This window comes from Microlunatus antarcticus, from assembly GCF_014193425.1.
Taxonomy (GTDB): Bacteria; Actinomycetota; Actinomycetes; order Propionibacteriales; family Propionibacteriaceae; genus Microlunatus; species Microlunatus antarcticus.
In genome coordinates, this window is sequence record NZ_JACHZG010000001.1 from 2,969,572 (window position 1) to 2,992,691 (window position 23,120).

At 72.1% G+C, this 23,120-nt stretch carries 20 protein-coding genes; 6 read left to right on the forward strand and 14 right to left on the reverse strand.

The genetic code is table 11. The annotated features are described in order from the left end of the window. Window positions 1-52: 52 nt before the first annotated feature. The 3 genes from FHX39_RS13830 to FHX39_RS13840 are packed head-to-tail and all read right to left on the reverse strand — an operon-like array spanning window position 53 to window position 4,477. Window positions 53-1,366, reverse strand: a complete 1,314-nt coding sequence (locus FHX39_RS13830) for a cytochrome P450 (protein ID WP_183339311.1) — start codon at window positions 1,364-1,366, stop codon at window positions 53-55. A 2-nt stretch (window positions 1,367-1,368) separates the two neighbouring features. Then, window positions 1,369-3,018, reverse strand: a complete 1,650-nt coding sequence (locus FHX39_RS13835) for an FAD-dependent oxidoreductase (RefSeq protein ID WP_183339313.1) — start codon at window positions 3,016-3,018, stop codon at window positions 1,369-1,371. 1 nt (window position 3,019) lies between these two features. Further along, window positions 3,020-4,477, reverse strand: a complete 1,458-nt coding sequence (locus tag FHX39_RS13840) for an MFS transporter (RefSeq protein WP_332836831.1) — start codon at window positions 4,475-4,477, stop codon at window positions 3,020-3,022. An 88-nt stretch (window positions 4,478-4,565) separates the two neighbouring features. Between FHX39_RS13840 and FHX39_RS13845 the strand changes: the two genes are divergently transcribed. After that, a complete protein-coding gene (locus FHX39_RS13845; protein ID WP_332836832.1) occupies window positions 4,566-5,234 on the forward strand; it encodes a TetR/AcrR family transcriptional regulator in 669 nt (222 codons plus the stop codon). On the opposite strand, the gene FHX39_RS13850 is transcribed toward FHX39_RS13845, so the two are convergent. Both FHX39_RS13850 and FHX39_RS13855 read right to left on the reverse strand, forming a co-directional pair. Then, a complete protein-coding gene (locus FHX39_RS13850; RefSeq protein ID WP_183339319.1) occupies window positions 5,231-5,416 on the reverse strand; it encodes a hypothetical protein in 186 nt (61 codons plus the stop codon). The genes FHX39_RS13845 and FHX39_RS13850 overlap by 4 nt on opposite strands. Before the next feature lie 285 nt (window positions 5,417-5,701). Next, window positions 5,702-6,703, reverse strand: a complete 1,002-nt coding sequence (locus FHX39_RS13855; RefSeq protein ID WP_183339321.1) for a zinc-dependent alcohol dehydrogenase — start codon at window positions 6,701-6,703, stop codon at window positions 5,702-5,704. A 148-nt stretch (window positions 6,704-6,851) separates the two neighbouring features. Between FHX39_RS13855 and FHX39_RS13860 the strand changes: the two genes are divergently transcribed. Next, window positions 6,852-7,604, forward strand: a complete 753-nt coding sequence (locus tag FHX39_RS13860; RefSeq protein ID WP_183339323.1) for a GntR family transcriptional regulator — start codon at window positions 6,852-6,854, stop codon at window positions 7,602-7,604. A 9-nt stretch (window positions 7,605-7,613) separates the two neighbouring features. On the opposite strand, the gene FHX39_RS13865 is transcribed toward FHX39_RS13860, so the two are convergent. Genes FHX39_RS13865 through FHX39_RS13880 form a run of 4 tightly spaced genes read right to left on the reverse strand, consistent with a single transcriptional unit; the run spans window position 7,614 to window position 12,718 of the window. After that, entirely contained in the window at window positions 7,614-8,948 is a 1,335-nt protein-coding gene (locus tag FHX39_RS13865) for an FGGY family carbohydrate kinase (protein WP_183339325.1), read from the reverse strand. Between the two features lie 52 nt (window positions 8,949-9,000). Beyond that, window positions 9,001-10,422, reverse strand: a complete 1,422-nt coding sequence (locus FHX39_RS13870) for an FGGY family carbohydrate kinase (RefSeq protein WP_183339327.1) — start codon at window positions 10,420-10,422, stop codon at window positions 9,001-9,003. After that, window positions 10,419-11,864, reverse strand: coding sequence for an FGGY-family carbohydrate kinase (locus tag FHX39_RS13875; protein ID WP_183339329.1), 1,446 nt, complete (start codon window positions 11,862-11,864; stop codon window positions 10,419-10,421). Before FHX39_RS13875 ends, FHX39_RS13870 begins: the two co-directional genes overlap by 4 nt. Window positions 11,865-11,881: 17 nt before the next feature. Beyond that, entirely contained in the window at window positions 11,882-12,718 is an 837-nt protein-coding gene (locus tag FHX39_RS13880) for a class II fructose-bisphosphate aldolase (RefSeq protein WP_183339331.1), read from the reverse strand. Between the two features lie 233 nt (window positions 12,719-12,951). On the opposite strand from FHX39_RS13880, the gene FHX39_RS13885 reads away from it, so the two are divergent. The 3 genes from FHX39_RS13885 to FHX39_RS13895 all read left to right on the forward strand — a co-directional run bounded on the left by FHX39_RS13885 (window position 12,952) and on the right by FHX39_RS13895 (window position 16,180). Then, window positions 12,952-14,343 (forward strand): ABC transporter substrate-binding protein, encoded by a 1,392-nt coding sequence (locus FHX39_RS13885; protein WP_183339333.1) that lies wholly within the window; start codon window positions 12,952-12,954, stop codon window positions 14,341-14,343. Between the two features lie 80 nt (window positions 14,344-14,423). Beyond that, window positions 14,424-15,368, forward strand: a complete 945-nt coding sequence (locus FHX39_RS13890; protein ID WP_183339335.1) for a carbohydrate ABC transporter permease — start codon at window positions 14,424-14,426, stop codon at window positions 15,366-15,368. Next, window positions 15,365-16,180, forward strand: a complete 816-nt coding sequence (locus tag FHX39_RS13895; RefSeq protein ID WP_183339337.1) for a carbohydrate ABC transporter permease — start codon at window positions 15,365-15,367, stop codon at window positions 16,178-16,180. The genes FHX39_RS13890 and FHX39_RS13895 overlap by 4 nt, the downstream gene beginning before the upstream one ends. Window positions 16,181-16,193: 13 nt before the next feature. Here FHX39_RS13895 and FHX39_RS13900 read toward each other — a convergent pair whose 3' ends face one another. Further along, window positions 16,194-16,844, reverse strand: a complete 651-nt coding sequence (locus FHX39_RS13900) for a TetR/AcrR family transcriptional regulator (protein WP_183339339.1) — start codon at window positions 16,842-16,844, stop codon at window positions 16,194-16,196. 95 nt (window positions 16,845-16,939) lie between these two features. On the opposite strand from FHX39_RS13900, the gene FHX39_RS13905 reads away from it, so the two are divergent. After that, window positions 16,940-17,662 carry an SDR family oxidoreductase gene (locus FHX39_RS13905; protein WP_183339341.1) on the forward strand — a complete coding sequence of 241 codons (723 nt, stop codon included), beginning with the start codon at window positions 16,940-16,942 and terminating at the stop codon, window positions 17,660-17,662. On the opposite strand, the gene FHX39_RS13910 is transcribed toward FHX39_RS13905, so the two are convergent. The 4 genes from FHX39_RS13910 to FHX39_RS13925 form a co-directional block, all read right to left on the reverse strand. After that, window positions 17,659-18,120, reverse strand: a complete 462-nt coding sequence (locus FHX39_RS13910; RefSeq protein ID WP_198423402.1) for a heme-degrading domain-containing protein — start codon at window positions 18,118-18,120, stop codon at window positions 17,659-17,661. The genes FHX39_RS13905 and FHX39_RS13910 overlap by 4 nt on opposite strands. Before the next feature lie 27 nt (window positions 18,121-18,147). Continuing rightward, window positions 18,148-19,590 carry a threonine/serine exporter family protein gene (locus FHX39_RS13915; RefSeq protein WP_183339344.1) on the reverse strand — a complete coding sequence of 481 codons (1,443 nt, stop codon included), beginning with the start codon at window positions 19,588-19,590 and terminating at the stop codon, window positions 18,148-18,150. Between the two features lie 55 nt (window positions 19,591-19,645). Beyond that, window positions 19,646-21,178, reverse strand: coding sequence for a glycosyltransferase (locus tag FHX39_RS21815; protein WP_183339346.1), 1,533 nt, complete (start codon window positions 21,176-21,178; stop codon window positions 19,646-19,648). Window positions 21,179-21,278: 100 nt separating this feature from the next. Beyond that, window positions 21,279-22,754, reverse strand: a complete 1,476-nt coding sequence (locus FHX39_RS13925; protein ID WP_183339348.1) for an endonuclease/exonuclease/phosphatase family protein — start codon at window positions 22,752-22,754, stop codon at window positions 21,279-21,281. Window positions 22,755-23,120 lie beyond the last annotated feature (366 nt).

Here is a 23,120-nt window from a genome sequence, read left to right on the forward strand (position 1 = left end):
GCAGGGACAGGTGGCAACCAGCGGGCGCGCCTGCGTCGATCGCGCCCACGCGCTACCGCGGTCGTACGCCGTCGAAGGCGATCGGCAGGTGGGAGGGTCCGCGCAGGAACGGGTTGCGCCGGTAGGGCGGCGGGTCGAGCACCAGACGCGGGTTCTCCAGGCGGCGGAAGACCTCGACCAGCGCGATCTGCACCTCGAGCCGGGCGAGGGGCGCGCCGAAGCAGGCGTGGATGCCGCCGCCGAAGCCGAGGTGGTCGTTCTGCTCCCGGTCGGGGTCGAAGCGGTCAGGGTCGGCGAAGTGCCGCGGGTCGCGGTTGGCGGCGGCCCACATCACCCAGATCGACGAGCCCTTCGGGATCAGGACGCCCCCCAGCACGAGGTCGTCGAGGGCGACGCGGGTGGGCGTGACCTGTGCGGGCGGCTCGAGACGCAGCAGCTCCTCGAAGACCCGCGCGACGTGCTCCGGCTCGCGCTCGAGACGTTCCAGCACCTCGGGGTGACGCAGGAGCGTGAGGACGCCGTTGGCGATCATGTTCACGGTGGTCTCGTGACCGCCGATGAGCAGCATGATCGCGGTGTTCAGCACGTCGACGCGCGACATGCGCCCGCCCGGGCCGTCGTGGTTCACCAGCCCGGAGAGCAGGTCGTCCTTCGGGTCCCGGGTCTTCTCGTCGGCCAGGGCGGAGAGGTACTCCGTCAGCTGCGCGGTCGCCAGGCCGGCGCGCTCCCGCTTCTCGGCGGCGTCCTCGGGCCCGGTCGCCTCGGCGGTGGCGATGATGTCCTCGCTCCACGCGTGGAAGCGGGGCTCGTCCTCGCGCGGGACGCCGAGCACCTCGCAGATCATGGTGACCGGGAAGGGGTACGCGAGCGCCTCGACGAGGTCGACCTCCCGCGCGTCGCCGAAGCCGTCGATGAGGTCGTTCACGATGCGGGCCATGTCGCCGCGCATCGCGTCGACGTAGCCCGCGTGGTGCGGCGGACCGAAGTGACGCATCGTCTGGCTGCGCAGCCGGTCGTGCTTGGGGGCGTCCAGCATCACGAACGCGTTGAGGAGCGACGGGCTCTCCTCGGCGGGCTCCCCCTCGGCGTCGGTCTCGGCCGCCGGGGTGTGGCCGCCGATGCTGTGACCCTCGGCGAGGTTCCGGGGGTCGGAGCTGATCCTCGGGTCGTGGATCAGGTCGAGGATCTCCTGATGACCGGTCACGACGAACGTGCGCTCGTCCAGCCGCGCCACCGGCTGCTCCCGCAGCCGGGCGTAGTACGGGTAGGGGTCGGCGCGGTTCGCGTGGTCGACGACCTGCGCGTACGCCTCCTGCGTGCTGGTCGTGCCGGTGCTGGTCGTGCCGGTGGTCTCGGTGATGGTCATGATCACTCCTGTCGGGCGAGCTGGGGCTGCTGGTCGTCGGCGCGACGGGGGCGCCAGGTCGTGCGCCACTCGCTGGGCTCGTCGCCCGTGACGACGAGGTCGGTCTCCTCGGCGACGGCCCAGGGGGTCCGGGTCGACGGGAGCCCGGCCGGCTCTAGGTCCTGGTCGGGCGCCTCGTTGACCGTGGACGCGTCCGGCGGGAACGCGGCGCCTTCGGCGATCGCCCGGCGGTGGTGCTCGAGCAGCTTCGACTGGTCGAACGACACGGCGGCGACGGTCCGGCCCTGCCGCCCGTAGACGGCGACGAACGAGCGGTCCTCCACCGAGCCCTGGGTGATCATGACCTCGTCGGCGACCGACGGCACGCCGACGGACTTGATCACGTGACCGAACTGGATGCTCCAGAAGACCGGCACCGACAGGTGCGCCCAGCGGCGGACCTGCCCGGTGACCATGTTGTGCGCGGCGACCCGGGCCTGCTCGACCGCGTTGCCCCAGTGCTCCATGGCCATGAACTCGGCCCCGAAGACCGGGTGCGGGAAGCGCGCGACGTCGCCGGCCACGAAGACGTCGTCGGTGACGACCCCGTTCAGGTCGAAGACCCGGCAGCCGGCGTCGCAGGTGACGCCCCACTCCCCGCTCGACAGGCCGGAGCCCTCGAGCCACTCGACGTTGCGCACGGCCCCGGTCGCCACGACGACGACGTCCGCCTCCACGAACGTGCCGTCGGAGAGCCGGGCCCCCCGCACGCGCCCGTCCTGGCCCTCGAGCGTGGTGACGCTCACGTCGCAGCGCAGGTCGACGCCGTGGTCCCGCTGGACGTCGCCGGCGATGCGGCCGACCACGGCCCCGAGCGCACCGGCCAAGGGGGCAGGACCCCGGACGGCGACCGTGACCGGGAGGTCGAGGTCCCGGCAGACCGACGCGACCTCCGACCCGGTGAACCCGCCCCCGACCACGAGGACGCGGGCGGGCCGGGCCTCGAGCGCGGCCCGCAGCCGGCGGGAGTCGTCGACCGTCCGCAGCGTGAAGACGCCGTCGAGCCCGGCGCCGTCAGGGTCGACCCACGGCCGCGCCCTCGTCCCGGTGGCGATCAGCAGCCGGTCGAAGGCGATGTGCTCCCCGTCGGCCAGCAGGACCTGCTTGGCGTCGAGGTCCAGGCCGGTCGCCGCGACGCCGAGCCGCCACCCCGCGTCGAGGTCCTCCAGCCGGGGCAGGGTGGTGCTCTCCGGCGCCACCCGTCCGGAGAGGACCTGCTTCGACAGCGGCGGGCGGTCGTACGGTTCCTCGGGCTCGTCGCCGATGATGGTCAGCTCCCCCCGGAAGCCCTCGCGGCGCAGGGCCTCGGCCCCTCGTAGCCCGGCCAGCGAGGCGCCCACCACGACGACCCGGCTCTCGGGGCCGAGCGGTGTCGGGCCGGGCGGCGGCGCGGGCAGCTCCCGGCGCGCGAGGGTCGGGTCGTCCGACCGGTCGAGCAGGATGGCCTGCACCGGGCAGGCGGCGGCCGCCTGCAGGATCTTGCCGCGGTGCGCGTCAGTCGGGGCAGGGTCGTAGACCAGCGCCTCCTGACCCTGGAACGTGAAGGACTCGGGGGCGAGGAAGCAGCACTGCGCGTAGCTCTGGCACTTGGTCATGTCGACGACGAGACGCATCTCAGGAGACCTTCCGAGGCAGGAACAGGGTGATGATCATGGTGACGAACGCGGCGGCGGAACCGAGGACCAAGATCGTCTGGAAGCCGCCGAGGGTCGGGGCGCTGACGCCGCCGACGACAGTGGCCGAAGCCGCGAGCACCGCGCCGGCCACGGCGCTCGACACCGAGGTGCCGATCGAACGGACGAGGGTGTTGAAGCCGTTGGCCGACGAGGTCTCCCCCACCGGGACCGCGGACATGATCAGCTGCGGCAGCGACCCGTACGCGAAGCCGATCCCGGCGCCGATGAGCCCCGTCACCAGGCACAGCTGCCACACCGAGCCGAGGAAGAACACACCCAGCGCGTAGCCGACCGCCACGACGAGCGCACCGATCATCAGGGTCACCCGCGGGCTGGTCCGACGGGAGACGGCGGCCGACACGGGTGCGGCCACCATCATCACGAGCCCGCTCGGCACCATGACCAGGCCGGCCACGAGGATGCTGCGCCCGAGCCCGAAGCCCGTCTCCGCCGGCAGCTGCACGACCTGGGGGACGACCAGGGACATGGCGAACATCGAGAACCCGAAGACCAACGAGGCGACGTTGGTGATGAGCACCTGCGGCCGGGCGGTCGTCCGCAGGTCGACCAACGGAGAAGAGGTCCGCAGCTGCCACCGGCCCCAGACCAGGCCGGCGACCACCGCCAGCACGAGCAGCCCGAGGACGCGCGGGCTCGACCACCCCCACTCCGCGCCCTTGGACACCGCAAGGAGAAGCGACACCAGCGCGACCGACAGCCCGACCGCCCCACCGACGTCCAGGCGCCCCCGTGCCCGGACGGCGCGAGCTGCGGGCACCACCAGCAGGACCAGCCCGAAGACCACGGCCCCCAGACCCGCGGCGACCCAGAAGAGGACGTGCCAGCTGGCGCGCTCGACGATGAGGGCGGCGGCCGGCAGACCCAGCGCTCCCCCCACCCCGAGCGACGCGCTCATCAGCGCGACCGCCGGGCCCAGCTTCTGCGGGGGGAGGACGTCGCGCATCAGGCTCATGCCGAGCGGGATGACCCCGGCCGCCAGGCCCTGCACCGCGCGGCCGACCACGAGCAGCTCCAGGCTGCCGGCCAGCGCGCACAGCAGCGAGCCGACGACCATCGCCACGACACTGGCCAGCAGCACCGGCTTCTTGCCGACCATGTCGCCGAGCCGTCCCGCGATGGGGGTGACGACCGCGCCTGCCAGCAGCGTCGCCGTCACCGCCCACGCGGCGCTGCTCGCCGTGGCGTCGAGGAGCACGGGGAGCCGCGGCACGATCGGGATGACCAGGGTCTGCATCAGCGACACGGCGATGCCGGCGAGAGCGAGCACGCCCACGACCAGCCCGGTCCGCGTCGGACCCACCTGGTCGACGTCGTCTCCGGGTGCCCCCACGCCGAGCACGAGCTCGTCCAGCGGTGCGGCCACTTCTGTCGTCACAGTCGATCCTTCGTCCCTGGTTTGATTCATACGCTTGAATTAGATGGAACCACAGGACGCGACGTACGGCAAACTCAGGGGCGTGCAGGTGAGGACGACATCAGGAACGGCTGCGACAGCCGCCCCGACCGGCGCCGAGCGCGCCGCGTCGACCCGTGAGCGCATCCTCGACGCGGCCGAGCGGCTCTTCGCCGAGCGCGGGCTGGACAACGTCTCCCACCGCCAGATCGCCGCCGCCGCCGGTCAGGGGAACGTCTCGGCGGTCAACTACCACTTCGGAACCACCGCCGACCTGGTGCGCGCCATCGTGCGCCGCCACGGCGAGCTCGTCGAGGCACTGCGAGCGCGCTGGGTCGACGAAGCCTTGGTCAGCGACGAGCTCCGCGCCTGGGTCTCCTGCCTCATCCACCCCGTGGCGGAGCACCTGGAGTCGCTGGGCAGCCCGACGTGGTGGGCGCGCTTCACCGCGCTGGTCGCGACCGACCCGCGCTACCGCGAGCTCATCGCCACCGAGCTCGAGCAGTCGGACGGCCTCTCCCGGACCGCCTCCGCACTGGCCAGGCTCGCGGCGCGACTGCCCGAGCCGGTCCGGCTGGAACGAGGCGAGATGACGCGGCTGCTGGCCGTGCACGTCTTCGCGCAGCGCGAGACCGCCCTCGCCGACGGCACGCCCGTCGCCCGTGCCACGTGGCGCGGGTCGGCCGACGGGATCGTCGACGCCACCGTCGGGCTGTGGCAGGCGGAGGTCACCGGCTAGACAGCGGCAGGACGTCGGGACGCCCCGGTGCTGCGGGCGACGCGGGGGCCGGTGAGGACGAGCGCCAGCGCCCCGAGTCCCGCCGCAAGGGCCAGCGGATGGTCGACCAGCAGGTTGCCGACGGGCTTCAGCGGGTCGTCCGTGAGTCCGACCCGGTTCGCGAGCCAGCCCAGCGCGAGCACGGCACCGAGCGCGGCGACGCTGGTGCGCAGGGCCGGTAGGCGGACGTACGGGCGGTGACGACGTGGACCACCCGCCGCACGTCTTGTGCCACCGTCACGGCACCCCGCTGCCACCGACGGCCGGCGATCACCAGGGGCGCGGGCAGCAGGAGCATGATCAGGAACCGCAGATGGCCGCTCCCCTCGGCGCGATGCGGTGGAGGCCGAGCCGTACCGCCGGTCGAAGCCCCCGGAGACCCAGGCCCGGCCCGCCGGTGACCACCGGCGCGCCACGCTCGTGACGCCTCAGGCGACGACCTGGACCTTGATGTGGTCCGGGCTCTTCGCCGCAGCAAGGGCCGACCGGTAGTCCTCGAGCCGGAACGTCGCGGTGATCATGCCGACCAGCTCGTCCTGGAGGTCGACCATCCGATCGGCCGCCTCGGCGTACCTGTCGGCGAGCGAGTTCGACCCGATGATGCTGAGCTCCTTCGCGAACACCTCGTACGGGCTCAGCGCCACGGCGGCCGAGGGTGACGCCACCCCCATCTGGACGAGCCGGCCGCGCGGGCCCAGCGCGGCGATCGCCTGGGCGATGGCCGCCGGGTGCCCGCTCGCGTCCACGGCGAGGTCGAACACCTCACGCTCGAGCTCGTCGACCGACCCCACCGCCTCCGCGGCCCCCAGTGCGAGCGCCGCCGCCCGGCGGGCCGCGTTCGGCTCGACGACACGGACGCCGGCACCACCCTCGGCGCGCGCCAGCACGACCGCCATCAGCCCGATCGAGCCGGCACCGAAGACCACAGCCTCCTCGCCCCGCCAGCCCGGGGCGCGCTCCAACGCGTGGAGCACGCAGGCGAACGGCTCGATGAGCGGCGCCGCCCGTTGCTCGATGGACGCGCTCAGCGGGACGACGGTGCGGCTCGGCACCGCGACGTACTCCGCGCAGGAGCCGTCGACCGCGACGCCGACCGGCAGCAGGTCGACGCAGAGGTTGGGGGCACCCCGGCGGCACCAGACGCAGACCGTGCAGCTGATGTTCGGGTTCACCCCGACGTAGTCGCCCTCGGCCAGACCGCGGACCCCCGGGCCGACCTCGGTGACGTGGCCGGCGAACTCGTGACCCGGGACCACCGGGAACCGGCCGTGCGGGTAGTCGCCGTCGATCAGGTGCAGGTCGGTGCCGCAGACGCCGGTGCCGACCGGGGCGATCACGACCCAGCCCTCCCGGCTCCGGGGGACGGGCCGCTCGTCGAGCTCGACGCCGCCACGGCCGTCGGCCACGACCGCTCGCATGGTCTGGGTCATCGCACCGTTCCGCCTGTCTGACTCGGGCCTGCTGCTGGAGGGCACCGAACTCTAACGCCCGCTGCTCTGCGCTGTCTAAACTGTCCGGACAAGACAGTCCCGTCAGACCTGCCCGACGGTCTGGTTCACTGACGCACCAGGAGGTGCGATGACGCAGACGATCGACCGGACCTCGCCGGTCCCCTACTACGAGCAGCTGTTCGACATCCTCAAGGGCCGGATCGTCAGCGGCGACCTCCCGGTCGACGAGCGTCTGCCCAGCGAGCTGGAGCTGAGCCGGGACTTCGGCCTTGCGCGCGCCACGGTCCGCCAGACGATGTCCAGGCTCGAGTCCGACGGCTTCGCGCGCCGGGTGGCCCGACGCGGGGTCTTCGCCACCGTCCCCGGGCCGACCTCCGGCTGGATCGTCCAGGACACGGAGGGCTTCCTCGAGTCCCAGATCCGGCACGGCCGTACGGGGATCGAGACGACGGTGGTCGACGCCGGCTTCCGCGTCCCGCCGGCGCACGTGTCGGAGGCGCTGGGGCTGCCCGCCCAGGAGAAGGTGTTCACCCTTGACCGGGCGCGCTCCCTGGACGGCCGACCCGCGCTGTTCAGCACCAACTGGTTCCCGAGCGCCAGCGGAGCGGTGATCGCCGGCGCCACGGACGTGCTCGACGGCACGGGCTCGGTGAACAGCACCCTGCGGCAGGCCGGCTTCGTGATCCAGGGTGCCCGGCGGGTGATCCACGCGACGAAGGCGCCCGAACAGGTCGCGGAGCACCTCGGTGTAGAACCCGGCGACCCGGTCCTGCGCATCCGTTCGCTGTCGTGGGACCAGAGCGACCGGCGTTTCGACTACTACGAGACCTGGGTGCTCACCGACACGGTGCCGCTCGAGGTGAACATCGTCGCGAGCTGAGCTGGCCTCCTAGATCGCGGCCTTCTCGCCGAGCGCCGTGGCCGGGTCCGGCACCCAGCCGAGCGCCGACGCGGCAAGCATCGCTGCTCCGACGGCGGTCACCTCGGGCTCGGCGATCGGCGCGCACCGGTGGCCGGTGACGGCTTCCTTGATGTCGAGCCAGCCCGGTGAGCGCGTCCAACCCCCCGCCAGCCGCACGAAGGACGGGTTCACGGCGCCGCCGGCCACAGCGGCCACCGACGCACGTCCCGCGTGGGCCAGAGCCCCCAGCACCGCCGAAGCCTTGGCGCGGGGAGCGCGCGGGGCATCGAGCGCGTAGGACGGCTGGTCGCCACCCCGTCGACCGGCGCGGAAGTAGCCCGAGCCCAGGATCGGCTCCGGTTGCGCGGTCCCGGCCAGGATCGCCTCCATCCAGCGGGCGACCTCGGGGTCCTGCGCCGCCCACGCCGTGTTCCGCGCCAGCTCGACCACCCGCAGCACCGTCGTCCCCGCCGACCGGATCCCCGGTGCGATGTCGACATCCGGGTGGTGGACCGGCGGCGCGTGGGACGTCTGGGCGACGACGACCTCCGCCGTCCCCATGGAGTCCAGCACGGCGCCGGGCATCAGCTGGTCGGCCGCCCACCCGCCGACGGGATGGTCGTGACCGCCCACGACCACGGTCGCACCGTCGACGACGGCGCCCGACGCGAGCAGACCCGGGGACCGGAGCGTCCCGACGACCGCACCCGCCGGCAGCACGCCCGGCAGGAGGTCGCGCGAGCCGAGCGTCGCCGCGACACGGTCGGCGGACCACGACCGGCTGCTCGCCCGCCAGGCACCGGTGCGTGAGGCGAGCGTGTCGCTGAGGAAGCGGCGAGCGGTCCACAGCACCGCGGGCAGGTCGGCGACGGCGACCCAGCTGCGCGCGGCGTCCGCACCCGGTTGCTGACGCGCCCACGCCCAGCCCACCAGGGTGCGCGCGGCGTCGTCCGTGGCGTCGAACCCCTCGTCGTCGCCGAGCTCGGGGCGCAGCAGCCGGAGCACACCCTGCCGCCGCGGGTCGAACCAGGCCAGCACCGGCGACAGGGGAGCGAGGTCGGCGTCGAGGAGGAGACCGTCCTCCCCTACCCCGACCGTGCAGACGGCGTGGGCCGCGTACGCGTCCCCGCAGGCCTCCGTGATCAGCTGCTCGACCAGCGCCACCACGACGAGGGCGTCCGCCGAGAGTCCGTGCCGGTCGCGCGGGGTCGAGCGTCGCGCCCGCCCGCGGACCACCCCGTCTCGGTCGAGGACGACGACCTTGACGTTGGTGCTCCCGATGTCGACCCCGCAGGCGACAGCCGTGCGCCTGCTGCTGGACACGGAAGGTGCCTCCTTCGTGGTGGATGCCGATCCAGAAGTCTCCTCTGCCCGTTCAGACGTCGTAGCCCAGCGCCGCCATCGCGGACCTGTGCTGCCGGGCGATGTCCTTCTCCAACGCGACGCGCGGCAGCTCCCGCAGAGCCACCGGCCACGTCCTGAAGGCCCCCTCCAGCGCGGAGGCCGCCTGCAGGGCCGCGCCCTTGGTGACGTACTCGTCCAGCGCCGGCATGACGACCGTGACATCGACCATCTGCGCGAGGATCGTCTGCACCGCCGTGCTGGCAGCCGCTCCACCGATCAGGAAGAGCCGGTCCACCCGGAGGCCGCAGGCGTCCAGCGCCTCGAGCATCGCGACCTGGCTGGCCACCGTGCCCTCGACGACGGCGCGCGCGAAGTTGGGCCGCGTGAAGTTCGCCAGCGACGCCTCGTGCAGCGACGCCCGGGCGTGCGGCAGGTCCGGGGTCCGCTCGCCCTCGAAGAAGGGCAGCAGCGTGAGGCCGGCCGCTCCCGGAGGTGCCTGGAGCGCCAAGTCCGACAGCTCGGCGTACGTGCACCCGAGCAGAGCGGCCCCCGCGTCGAAGTTCCGGGCCGCGTTGAGGGTGGCGACGAGTGGCAGGTGATGGCCGGTCGCGTCGGCGTAGCTGCAGACGTAGCCGCTGAGGTCGTGCACGGGGACGGACGAGCGGGTGTAGACGACACCGGAGGTCCCCAGCGACATCACCGCGTCGCCGTCGCGCAGGTCGAGCGCGAGCGCGGCGGCGGCGTTGTCCCCGCCGCCCACCCCGATCGCGACGCCGGCCGGGATGCCCGGCAGACCCGTCCCCGTCACGCCGGCCCGGTCGAGCGGACCCAGGATCCGGGGCAGGACGCACGCCCGACCGAAGGCGTGCACGAAGAGGTCGGTGCAGTACTCGCCGGTCTGCGGCGACCAGTAGGCGGTGCCGCTCGCCTCGGAGCGGTCGGTGGTCAGCTCGTGGATGTCTCCGGACCCGTCGTTGAACCCCCGGAGGCGCCAGGTCAGCCAGTCGTGCACGACGGCGACCGCCGCCGTGCGGCGGGCGTGCTCGGGGTGGGTGTCGCGCAACCAGCGCAGCTTGGCGGCGGTGTCGGACAGGGTGAGCGGCAGCCCCGTACGGCGGATCCACTCCTCCCGGCCGAGCTCGGCGTTCAGCGCCACCATGTGCGGGTGCGAGCCCGTGTCGTTCCACAGCGGCGAGTCGCAGACCACCGCGCCGTCGGCGTCGAGGAAGACCGGGGTGTGCTGCTGGCCGCTCACCGAGATCGCGGCCACGTCGTGGAGCCCGCCCGCCCTCGCGACGGCGAGCAGCAGGGCGTCCCACCAGGCGCGGGGGTCGACGACGGTCTGCGGCGGGTGCGACGCCTTGCCGTGGCGCAGCTCGAGTCCCGTGCCCAGGTCCCGGACCGTCACCTTGCAGCTCTGCGTCGAGGAGTCGATGCCGGCGACGAGGGTCACGAGGGCGTCGCCTTCAGGTGCTCCCACCGGGGCCGGACCGCGGCGCGCCAGTCGATCAGCCGCGCGTGGCGGACCGGGTCGACCAGGACGTCGTACGGTCCGGTCTCCGCCCAGACGCCGGTGGTCCCGGACGCCAGCGCCTGGGCTCCGCGGGACACGACCTCGCCGAAGCCCGAGGCGCTGAGCGGGATCCCGAGCAGGTCGGCCTTCAGCTGGAGCCACAGCGGGTTCCCGCTCGCCGGGCCGATGACCTTGAGCTGCCGGGGCGCGACCCGGAACAGCTCCAGCACGTCGCCGAGCTGCAGCGCCAGGCCGAGGAAGCAGCCGAGCACGAGATCCTCGGCCGTGGTGCCGGTCCGCAGACCGGCGACGAGGCCCCGTGCCGCGGGGTCCTTCGTCGGGGGTGGGCTGCCCCGGAACTGCGGCAGCACGAGCGGCACGGCCCCCAGGTCGATCCGGCCCTCCAGGTAGCGGGCGTGCAGGTCGCGCACGCACGCAGCCAGCCGACCCGCGTCCAGGCCGAGCATCCCCTGCAGCGTCGCGAAGGCCGAGCCGCCGGTCGGGATCGAGGCGAACAGCGTGTAGCCAGGCCCCGCGCAGGCCAGGCCGTTGGCGAGCTTGGACCGCTCCGCGTGCCCGTCGAGGGTCGGCGCGTCGGCGACGAGCAGCAGTCCCTCGGTGGTGCCGGTGGAGTTCAGGAGCTCCCCTGGCCTCAGGTCCGCCCCGACCCCGCCGACCATGTGGTCGTGCCCGGCCACGTGCACCACAACGTCGGTGGACAGACCCACGGACGCGGCGTACGCGGGCGTGACCGGCGTGCCCTCCGCCGCCGACCGGAGCTCGGGGAAGACGCCGACGTCCAGCCCGACCAGCGCGCACACCTCGGGCGACCAGGTGCGGGTGGACAGGTCCAGGGCCATGGTCCGGCTGGCCAGTGACGGTTCGGACCACCGCTCCCCGGTCATCACGGCGGCCAGGTGCTCGGCGATGTTCAGCCACCTCGCGTCGCCGTGCCCACCGGCCCGGTCCACGGCCCAGGCCGTCTTCGACAACGCGTAGTTCCCGCTGACGGGCAGCCCGGTGACGCGGTAGACGAGGGACCGGTCCTCGAGCGACAGCCCGCGCAGACGGTCGACACCGCGCTGGTCGTGCCACAGGACCATCGGCGACGCCGGCGAGAGATCGCCGCGCACGAGGCCGCCGGACTCCCCCACCCCGGTGAGCGCGATCCGTTCGACCAGCGCGCGCTGGGCCGCCGGCAGGTCCTTGATGAACGACCCGACGACGTCCAGGAGCGCGGGCACGTCGTAGATCTCGCCGGCGTCGTCGAGGGCGGTCGGAGTGGCGTGCTTCGCGGTCGCGATCAGGCCTGCGTCGGCGTCGAACACGCACAGCTTGACGCTGGTCGTCCCGACGTCGACCGTGAGCGTGGGATGCACCACCGTCAGCCCGTCCGCCGCTATCGGGCGGACGGGTTGAACATGCGGATCCGACGTTCCACGACGTCGGCCACCGCAGCGACGGCGTCCTTGGACACGCGGATCAGCGAGACCTCGTCCGGGTTCGCCCGGTAGGCCTCGCCGAACGTACGGATGTAGGCGTTGCGCAGGTCGCTGGCGATGTTGACCTTGACCACGTCGAACTCGTGCAGGCGGCCGAGCTGGTCGGCGGGCAGACCGGAGCCCCCGTGGATCACCAGCGGGACGGGACTCACGTCGCGGACCCTCCCGAGCAGCTCGAAGTCGATGCGGGCGTCCGGGGCGTAGCCATGGACGTTGCCGACGGAGACGGCCAGCATGTCGCACCCGACCGCCTCGACGAACGCGGCAACCTGAGCAGGATCGGTGGAGGCGGCCAGGTCTGCGCCGACCTCGTCCTCCTTGCCGCCGATGCTGCCCAGCTCGGCCTCCAGCGCGACCGGCCCGCACAGCTCACGGGCCCGCGCCGAGGTGGCGACGTTCTCGTCGTAGGGCTCCTCGGAGGCGTCGATCATGATCGACGTGAACTTCGCGGCCAGGGCGTCCTCGACCGCGGACAGCGACTTGCCGTGGTCGAGGTGGAGGGCGACCGGGACCTCGCAGTCAGCGAGGCGCCGCGACACCATGTCGTGGATGTACTCGAAGCCCGAGAGCACGGCGTTGGTGGGAGCGCACTGGATGAACGTCGGCACCCCGACGCGCTCGATCGCCGCGACGATCCCCATCGTCGTCTCGAGGTTCGTGGTGTTGAACGCACCCGCGACGAGACCACGGGACGTGCACTCAGCGATGACGTCGTGACCACTGACCAGAGGCATGGGCCGATCCTTCCAAGGCCACGGCACTGCATCGCGCACTGCCTGGTATGGACAGACCGTACCTGACGTCCCACCAGGGCGACAACCGCTGCCCTGGGGAGTCCGGCCCGGTCAGCGCCTGTCCAGCGAAGCGGTTGACAGCCAGCCCCGAGTGTCCAGATACTGCTACCTGTCCGTCCAGTATGGCTTGTACGTACAGTCGCCCTCAGGGCAGAGGAACAGGGGTCCCACCGATGCGCTTTTCCCTTCCACGCCGCCGCGCCACGCGGCTGACCGCAGGCCTGGCCGCCGCGTCGCTGGCGGTGGTGCCGCTCGCCGCCTGCACCACCGACGGCAGCGGTGCGGGCACGGCGCCGGGCGGCACCGTGACGATCAACGTCGCGCTGGCCGCCAACCCGCAGATGAAGACCGCGGAGTCGTTGATCAGTGACTTCGAGGCCAAGAACCCCGGCATCAAGGTCAAGTTCACGACCCTCCCGGAGAACGACCTGCGGCCCGCCGTGACCAAGGACGTCGCCACCAACGCCGGCCAGTTCGACGTCGCCATGGTCGGTGCCTACGAGGTCCCCATCTGGGCGCAGAAGGGCTGGCTCGTCCCCCTCGACGACTACGTCGCCAAGGACACCGCCTGGGACGCCGCGGACCTGACCACCCCGATCAAGGACGTCGTCTCGGGCCAGGACGGCAAGCTCTACGGCGCCCCGTTCTACGGCTCGTCCTCGTTCCTCTTCTACCGCAAGGACCTGGCCAAGAAGGCCGGCGTCACGATCTCGCAGACCCCGACCTGGGACGAGGTCCAGGCCGCTGCGGCCAAGATGGACGACAAGGCCGACGGCGTCTCGGGCCTCTGCCTGCGTGGCCTGCCCGGCTGGGGCCAGAACCTGGCCGCGATCACCACCGTGATCAACACCTACGGCGGGCGCTGGTTCGACGAGAGCTGGAACCCGCAGCTGACCAGCCCGGAGACCGAGCAGGCCGTCCAGTTCTACGTCGACTCGCTGCGCAAGTACGGCCAGCCCGACGCGGCCAAGGACGGCTGGGAGGGCTGCCTGCAGCAGATGAGCCAGGGCAAGACGGCCATGTGGTACGACGACACGGTCTTCGCCGGGTCGGTCATCGACCAGGCCACCCCCGAGGTGAAGGACAACCTGGGCTTCGCCATGGCGCCCACCGGCCCGTCCGGCAAGGCCTCGGGCTGGTTGTGGTCGTGGGGCCTCGGGATCACCAAGTCCTCCAAGAACGCCGACGCGTCCTGGAAGTTCATCTCCTGGGTGACCAGCAAGGACTACATCAAGCTCGCGGGAGAGAAGGCCGGCTGGGACTCCATCCCGCCCGGCTCGCGCAAGTCGACCTACGAGATCCCCGAGTACAAGCAGGCCGCGGCCAGCTACGCCGACCTCACACTGAAGTCGATCAACGCCGCGACGCCGAAGGCGCCCACGGTCAAGCCGGTCCCCTACACGGGCGTGCAGTACGTGCAGATCCCCGAGTTCGTCGACATCGGCGACTACACCTCGCAGCAGATCGCGGGCGCCATCGCGGGCACGCAGTCGGTGTCGGAGGCGCTGCAGAAGAGCCAGGACTACACGACCAAGGCGGTCAAGACCGCCGGCCTCCTCAAGTAGGACCCCTCCCGGACGCTGCGGAGCCACCTGCCCCCCGGGCGGCTCCGCAGCCCCGGTCCCCACCGAGAGGACCCAGCTCCATGACGCTCGTCGCCGACACCCCACCGGGACAGGTCATCGCGCCCCCCACGCCGCCACCGGCTCCCACCTCGGCGGAGCGCTGGAGGCTGCGGGGACCGCTGCTGCCCGCGCTGGTGTTCACCCTGGCCCTGACCCAGATCCCGTTCCTGATGACGCTGTTCTTCAGCATCCGGCGCTGGAACCTGCTGTCCGGCGGGGACCAGGGCTTCAACTGGGGCCACAACTACGTCGACACCGCGACCGACCCGATCTTCTGGAAGTCGATCCTCAACACCGTCCTGATCACCGGCGTCTCGACGGTGCTGTGCATCGCGATCGGGTTGCTGATCGCGATGGCGCTCAACCACAGCTTCCCCGGCCGCGGCATCGCCCGCACGCTGGCCATCACCCCGTTCTTCGCCATGCCGGTCGCGGTCACGCTCTTCTGGCGCAGTGCCATGTTCGACCCGACGTTCGGGCTCTTCGGCTTCCTCAGCCGCTCCGTCGGGCTGCCCGCGGTGTCCTGGTTGAGCGACTACCCGCTGCTCGCGCTGGTCGTGCTCCTGACGTGGCGGTTCACCCCGTTCGGCCTGCTGATCATGCTCGCCGGCCTGCAGGGCGCCCCGCAGGACCAGCTCGAGGCCGCGCAGGTCGACGGCGCCGGCCCGTTCAGCCGGTTCCGGTTCATCACCCTTCCGCACCTGCGCCCGTTCATCGAGCTGGCGGCGCTGCTGCTGGCCATGAACCTCATCCAGACGTTCGGCGAGATCGCCCTGCTGAGCGCGGGTGGACCGGCCTACGCCACCACCAACATCACGTACTACATCTACCTGAAAGCGTTCAACGCCTTCGACTTCGGCTTCGCCTCGGCCCTGGGCGTCGTCGCCCTGGTGCTGACGATCGCCTTGGTCTCCCCGGTGCTGCGGCTGCTGTCAGGGATCTTCCAGTCGGAGGGACGACGATGAAGCCGAACGTCTTGAAGCGCAGCGGCATCGCCGTCGGCGGCTGGGTGGGCAGCCTCGTGCTGTTCTTCCCGATCTTCTACATGGTGGTCAAGAGCTTCCAGACCGAGATCGACGCGGCCAACCCGACGCCGCAGTTCCTCTTCACCCCGACCCTGACGAACTACGCCGAGGCGCTCCAGGCCGGCATCGGCCCGTACGCGGTCAACTCCCTCGTCGTGGTCGTCGTCTCGACCCTGGTCGTGCTCGCCCTGGCCGTGCCCGCGGCGTACGCGCTCTCGGTCCGGCCGGTGGCCAAGGCGCAGGACGTCCTGTTCTTCTTCATCTCGACCAAGATGATGCCGATCGCGGCCGGGATCATCCCGATCTACATCGTGGCCAGCGCGCTCGGGCTGCTGAACACCATCACGATCCTGGTGCTGATGCACATCGGCATGAACCTGCCCCTGGGCATCTGGATGATCCGCTCGTTCATGCAGGAGATCCCCGGCGAGGTCCTTGAGGCTGCGTCGGTCGACGGCGCCGCCGGCTGGACGAAGATGCGCTCGATCATCCTGCCGCTGATCAAGCCGGGCCTGGCCTCGACCGCCCTGCTGTGCGCCGTGTTCTCCTGGAACGAGTACTTCTACGCGGTCAACCTGACCACCTCGAAGTCGACGCTGCCGCTGTTCCTGCAGAAGTTCCTCAGCTTCGGCGAGCTCTACACCGCACACGTCGCCGCGGTCGCGACCCTGGTCAGCCTGCCGGTGATCATCGCCGGCTGGGCGGCGCAGAAGTCGCTCGTCCGCGGCCTGCTCTTCGGGGCGGTGAAGTAGGCGCCGCCGGCGGTTACTCGCCGCGAACCCTGCTGAGCCCGAGCGCGGGCAGCACGACGTCGTCGACGACCCCGACGAAGAACGCCCGCCCCACCGCCTCACGGCTGGCGCCCAGGCGGTGGCTCGACATCGCCGGGATCACCTCGGCGAGCAGCGGAACCTTCCCGCCCAGCTCCGAGGCGACCTCGCCGCGGTCGACCGCACGCTGCAGCAGCGCGCGGTAGAGCGCGACGTACGGCTCGGTCATCCTCATCCGGACCGCGTCGCCCAGCGCGGGCGAGGTGCGGGCCGCCGAGGCCAGGCCGGCGAAGACGGCGAGCCGCCGCTCCGGTCCGCCGAGCCAGGGCGAGTCGATCACCGCGAGCAGGTCGTCGCGCAGCGAGCCCCGGTCGGGGAGGTCTTCGGCCTCGGGCGGACCGCCGGCCGCGTGGACGGCCGCCAGCACGAGGTCGGCCTTGGTCGGCCAGCGCCGGTAGAGCGTGGTCTTGGCCCGTCCGGCGCGAACCGCGATCGCGTCGAGGGCGACGTGCTCGTAGTCGCGCTCGGCCAGCGCGTCGAGCGTGATCGCCAGGATCTCGGCGTCACGCGAGTGGTCGAACGGCCGACCCGCGCGTCCCCCCGCGCCGGGACGACGGATCGCCCGAGCACCCTCCTCGTCCTCCACGGGTCGAAGGCTACCGAGCCCCGAGCCGGTTACGCTACTGAGGAGTAGCGTAAAGCGCGTCGGGTCGCGAGGACCCGGGGAACGAGGGGGATCAGATGGACATCGACGACGCCGTGGTGGTGGTGACCGGTGCCTCGTCGGGCATCGGTGAGGCGACGGCCCGGGCCGCGTCCGCGCGGGGCGCGCGCGTCGTCCTCGCCGCTCGCCGCGAGGACCGGGTCTCGGCCCTGGCCGACGAGCTCGGGCGGGCCGTCGCGGTGCGGTGCGACGTCACCGACCGCGCTCAGGTCGACGCGCTCGTCCGCACGGCCGTCGACGCCTTCGGCCGGGTCGACGTCGTGGTCAACAACGCGGGGCAGGGTCTCGAGGCGAGGATGGAGGAGACCGACCTCGACGACTTCCGGGCGCTGCTCGAGCTCAACGTGGTCGCGCCGCTGTCGGTGATGCAGGCCGTGCTCCCCCTGATGCGCGCGCAGGGCTCCGGCAGCATCGTCAACGTGAGCTCGGGGACGACGTTCGCCGACCTGCCGGGGACGGGCGCGTACGTCGCGTCCAAGATCGCCCTCGAGCGGCTGTCGGCGATCGCCCGGTCCGAGCTCGACGGGACGGGGGTCACGGTCTCGACCGTCATCCCGTTCATCACGAGCACCGAGTTCATCGGATCGATGCGGGCCGGGCGGGAGAGCGCGGAGACCAGCCTGGCCGGGCTGGACTTCGACCCGCCGGAGCGCGTGGCCGAGGTGATCCTCGACCTGGTCCGGACCGGGGCGGCCCGGGCCGACCTCGTGCCGGTCGCGTACGGGGGCAGCCGGACCTAGGCGCCCCGGACGTCAGCCGGCTCGGGTCGGTCGCGCTCGGCGCGGAGGGCGGCGAGCGCCAGCTCGTGGTCCTCGAGCGAGGCGAGGCCGGAGACGGCCAGGACGCCGACCAGCGCGCCCCGCACGGTGATCGGGACCGCGCCGCCGGTGGGGGCGTACTCGACGGCCGACAGCCCGAAGGCCGTGAGGAACGCCGTCAGGTCGTCCCCGACGAGCTCGACGCCCACCTCGTGCGAGGACCGGCCGAACCGTCGCACGACGCGGGCCTTGCGCTCGGCCCAGCGGTCGTTGTCCGCGCTGCTGCCGGGCAGGGCGGCGTGGAACGCCCGCTGCTCCCCCAGCCAGATCACGATCACCACGGGGTGCTGCGCCGCGCGGCCGGTCTGCACCAGCCCCGACCCGACCCGCCAGGCCGCGTCGAGGTCGAACCGGTCGAGGTCGGGGGTCGCGGAGGTCACGCGGACGATCCTCTCCTGCGAACGCCGCTACGCCGGCAGCCGGGGCGGCTCACCCGGCGACCGACCCGCCACCGGGAAGGCCCGGTGCTGGATCCGGCGGCGCACGGGTTGTCCGATGAGCTCGGCCACGAGCACGGCGGCCGCGATGGCGAGACCGCGGGCGCCCGCGTCGACCATGGTCACGAGCCCCTCGGCGGCCTGGCCGGTGCTGAGCTCGAGCAGGCCGGTGTAGAGGGTGAGCCCGGGCAGCAGCGACAGGATGCCCGGCACGACGACCATCATCGGCAGCGCGCGCTGGGCGTTGGCCAGGACGTAGCCGCTGAGGCCGACGACGAACGCGGCCAGCGCGTAGCCGGGCACCCCGGTGAGACCGACCGGCTGCACCACGGACAGGACGAGCATGCCGAGGGCACCCGACAGGGCGGCGGCGGGCAGCAGCCGGTACGGGGCGTAGTAGGTGACGGCGGCCGCGACGGCGGCGACGGCGGCCGACAGGACCCGGACCGGGAGCGCGTCGAGGCCGAACATCCCGGGGTCGACGGACATGTCCACGCCGAGCGCCCGGCTGAGCGACAGCCCCAGCGCCACGCCGCCGACGAGGCCGGACACCACGAGGAGCACCTCGAAGACCCGCGCGGTCCCGGTGACGACGTAGCCGCTCAGCGCGTCGCGGACCCCGTTGACCAGGGTGCCGCCGGGGAGCAGGACCACGATGCTGCCGGCGACGACGAGCGACGGCGTCTGCTGCGCGCCGATCACCGTCGTGCCGGCGGCCGCCAGGGTGGCGATCAGCCCGGCGACGACGTTGAGGTAGAAGGTCGGGACCCGGCGCCGGGCCAGCCACCGGCCCACCAGGTCGATGAGCATGGCGACGGTCGCCACGACGATCGCACCGGCCCAGGTGCCGCCCAGCTGCGCGACGATCGCCCCGGCCAGCACGCCGCGGGCGAGGGTGACGAGGTTGGGGCCGTACGGGTGCGGCCGCCCCTCGATCCGCGCCAGCCGGTCGAAGGCGCCGGTGCGGTCGAGCTTGCCGGCGGCCAGGGCGATGAGCAGCTGGTGGGTGTCGGCCAGGCGCGAGTGGTCGTCGCTGCGCTGGCGGACGACGCTCACCGACGTGAGCGGGGGCCGGGCGGGGTCAGGCCGGACCGAGACGACGATCGAGGTGAAGGTGACGTCGACCTCGGGGCTCGGCAGGCCCATGGCCAGCGCTGCCGCCCGGATCGAGGCCTCGACGTCCTCCATCGAGGCTCCGCGCGCGAGCATCACCGCGCCGACCCGGTGGGCGAAGTCGAAGGACGCCTGCTGCTCGAGGTCGACCGGGGCGGGGAGCGGGCGCCGCATGTCCCACAGGTCGAGCGGCGGGACGCCGTGGATGAGCGTGGGCGGGTCGTCGTCGGCCCACACCCGGTTGACCCGCCGGCGGACGCGTCGCCAGCGTTCGGTGCCCGGCTGCTCGTCCCACGTCATGCCCGCCATTCAAGCCGAGGATCGGCCTCGCCGCGGGCGGCGTCGCCCCGGCACGTCAGGCCGACGTGCGTGTCCTGGAGCGCTTCTCGCGACTGGTCCCGTACGGGGCCGGGAGCGCGGTCGAGATCCGACGCAGCCGCCGGACGGGCCGCGAGCTGCGGACCCACTTCTTGAGGTTCCGGGCCCGGCTGAGGACGTCCGGCTTGCGCGGCGGCGCCATCAGGAGCTCGCACCAGGCCTCCTCGAAGGCGCTGGCCGGGTGCCGCTCGACGATCTCCCCCGCCCGGCGCCCCATCTCGACCACCCGGTCGGGGTCGCTGACCAGCGAGACGATCGCCGCGGCGAGCGCGGCCGGCTCGTGCCGCTCGACGAGGAGGCCGTCGACGCCGTGGGTGATCAGGTCGCGCGGGCCGTAGCGGATGTCGTACGACACCGCCGCCGTGCCCCGGCTCATGCTCTCGGTGACGACGCGCGGCGAGCCCTCGAAGGTGGACGTCAGCAGCACGCAGGCGGCGCGGGCCTGGGCCTCGCCGACGGTGAGCGAGTAGCCCATGAGCGTCACCGACTCCCCCACGCCGAGCTCGTCGATCAACCCCTGGAGCTTGTCCTTCAGCGGCCCCTGGCCGTAGATCTCGAGCCGGGCCTCCGGCACAGACTCGAGCACGAGGGGGAACGCCCGGATCGCGTGGTCGATGCGCTTGCGCTCGATCAGCTGCGACACGAGCAGCACCAGCGACGGGTCCTTCTCGACCGGCTCCTGGCCCACGTCGCGACCGGGGTAACGGATAGCGCTCAACGGCATCCCCGGGACGTCCTCGCGCAGCTCGGTGAGCTGCTGCTGGGTCTGGCAGACGATCTGGTCGACCTGGTCGGCGTGGTCGAAGAGGGTCCGAAAGCTCGGGCGGATGCCGCTGGACCGGTCGTCGGGGTCCTTGTAGTGGCAGTTGTGCAGCGACGCGATCTTGCGGTACGCCTTCTGCGACTTGAGCAGGACGGGGTCGTTGCTCCCCCGCTTCAGGGAGAACAGGACGGGGTGCGGCACGTCGGCGATCTTGGCGTCGACCCAGTCGGCGAGCACCCGGTACCAGTCGACGCGGTTCCCGGCCGCGTCGACGCCACGCGACTCCTGCTTGGTGTCGCCGCTGACGAACGTGGTGAGGAACGGGCGGCCCTCGGTGTCGAAGTAGCGGAACCGGAAGGGGAAGCGCTCGCCCGGCCGGAAGTCGGCCAGGCGGAACGGCTCACGGCCCTTCAGCTTCTGCGCCCGAGTGGTGACCTCGTCCTCGCCGACGACCGCGTACGCCTCGAGCGGCGGGACGCCGAGCTGCTGCATCCAGTCGCTGTGGGCGAAGAAGTTGCGGACCTTGACCCGCGGGTGCAGGCTTCCCCGCTCCTTGAGCGCGACCGGCACGGAGTGCCAGTTCGGCGTGAAGCCGGTGGTGAGGAGCAGCACCCGGTCCCACCGCTCGGCGTAGAGGCTGGCCCGCTCCTGGACCGACCGCTGGAGCCCACCGCCCTGGGCGAACAGCTCGGGGAAGAGCAGGCAGGGCGTCTCTTCGGTCCGCAGGGCTACCGGGTCGCTCGACATACGAGCATTTTTCGCCGCCCCGTCCCTATTTCGCCGCAAGGCGCCGCGGTGTGTCGGCCTCGAGAACATCACCACCGCCCGCGGCCCTTCACGGCGTCGCTCAGCTCGTCTTCGGCAGGACCAGGGAGGCCCGGATCATGTTGTGGTCGGACGGGATGGTGCCGACGAACTGACCGTTCGCGTCCATCTTCACGACCGTCTCCCACTCGGGCACCTTGATCGACGGCGACACGAACATGTAGTCGATGTAGGAGCCGTTGATCCACTGCTTGTGGTTGTTCACGACGAGGTTGAACTCGTTGAAGCTGTCCACCCAGGTGTTGATGCGCTTGCCGACGGTCGCGCCGGGTGCGGTCTTCGTCGTGCTGAAGGCGGCGCCGAGCGGGTCGACCAGGCCGGCCTTCACGAGGACGTCGTACGGGGCGTTGGTGGGGCTGTAGTCGTGGGCGAAGCGGCTCGAGTTGAAGTCGCCGTTGAACACGACCGGCAGGTTCTCGGGGTTGTGCTCCTTCACCGCGGCGATCGACACCTCGGTCTGCGTGCGGCGCAGGTCGTAGAACGCGGTCGACCCGGCCTTGTCCTTGGTCCCCTCGAGGTGGGTCGTGGCGAACATGAAGCGGTTGCCGGTCGAGCGCTGGCGGAACTGGGCCCAGGCGACGTAGCGGTCGTTGTCGTCGGGGTCGACGAACGGGAGCTTCTTGGACCCCTGGTCGAGCAGCTGGACCCGGGAGGCGTCGAAGAGGATCTTCGTGTCCTGCGAGGCGCCCTGGTCCTTGTAGACGCAGCTGCTCGGGGTCGTCGACTTCACGCAGTTGTTCCGGTTGGCGTTCGAGAGCGTCCAGGACCCGCCGAGGCGGTTCCGCAGGTCCTCGAACTGGGTGAGCGAGGGCGAGAGGCTCTTGCCGTCCGGGCCCTTCAGCCAGGACTGGCCCGCCTCCTGCACGCCCAGCACGTCGAGGTCCTGACCGCGGATCGTGTCGACGACCGCCTGACGACGGTCCTCCCAACGACCCTCGTTCGGCAGGCCGGAGAAGCAGTTCGCGCACTTGATGTTGAAGCTGGCGGCCCGCAGCGGCGCGGCCGGCGCGGTGGGCGTCGGGGTCGGCGTGGGCGTCGGGGTGGCCGACGGCGAGGGGCTGGGCGTCGGGGTCGGCGTCGGCTCGGTCGGCGTCGGGTTCTTGCTCGGCGTCTTGATCTTGACCGCCTTGGAGTACGACGAGAGGTTGTCGCCGTCGGCGTCGATGACGCGGACCTTCACGTAGTAGGTCGTGCTCTTCTTCAGCCCGGTGAGGGTGGCGGTGGTGTCGGCGGACCGCTCGTACTTCGCCTTCTTCATCTTCGAGGAGGTCGAGAACTGCACGCGGTAGTTCTCGGCGTCGGCGATCGGCTTCCACGTCACCGTCAGCGAGGTCGTGGTCTTCTCGACCGCCTTGAGGCTCGACGGCGACTTCAGCTCGTACGCGTCGGCCGGCGCGGGCGCCGCGCTCAGCAGGGTCGCCGCGAGCAGGGCGATCACGGCGGCGAGGCGCGACCAGGTGGTCGCGGCACGGCGGGCGGGGCGGGCGGGGTGGGACACGGGCGCCTCCATGGCGAGTCGAAGCACCCCGAGCGGCCCCGGAGGGCCGTGTCCTGACCTGAGCAGCTGCTCGGGGGTGTGATCGCTCCGGCTCGGACGGCCGTTATGCCCGAGCGCCTAAGAACGCCGTGAGGGTTCTCGAAGTTCGACTCAGCCACGCACGGCTGAAGGATCCGCAGCGAATTCTCAGCGGTACCTCACACATGCTTTGTCGGACCGACGAACGTCATCCCCGACAAACACCTACGCTCGTCGCACCAGTGCAGGGCCGCTCCCACCGTCGGGAGGTCGCGCCGCGCCGGTGTCAGCAGGTCAGCAGCCGTCGGGGCGGCTCGTCGTCGAGAAGGGCCCCGTCTCTTGCGCTCC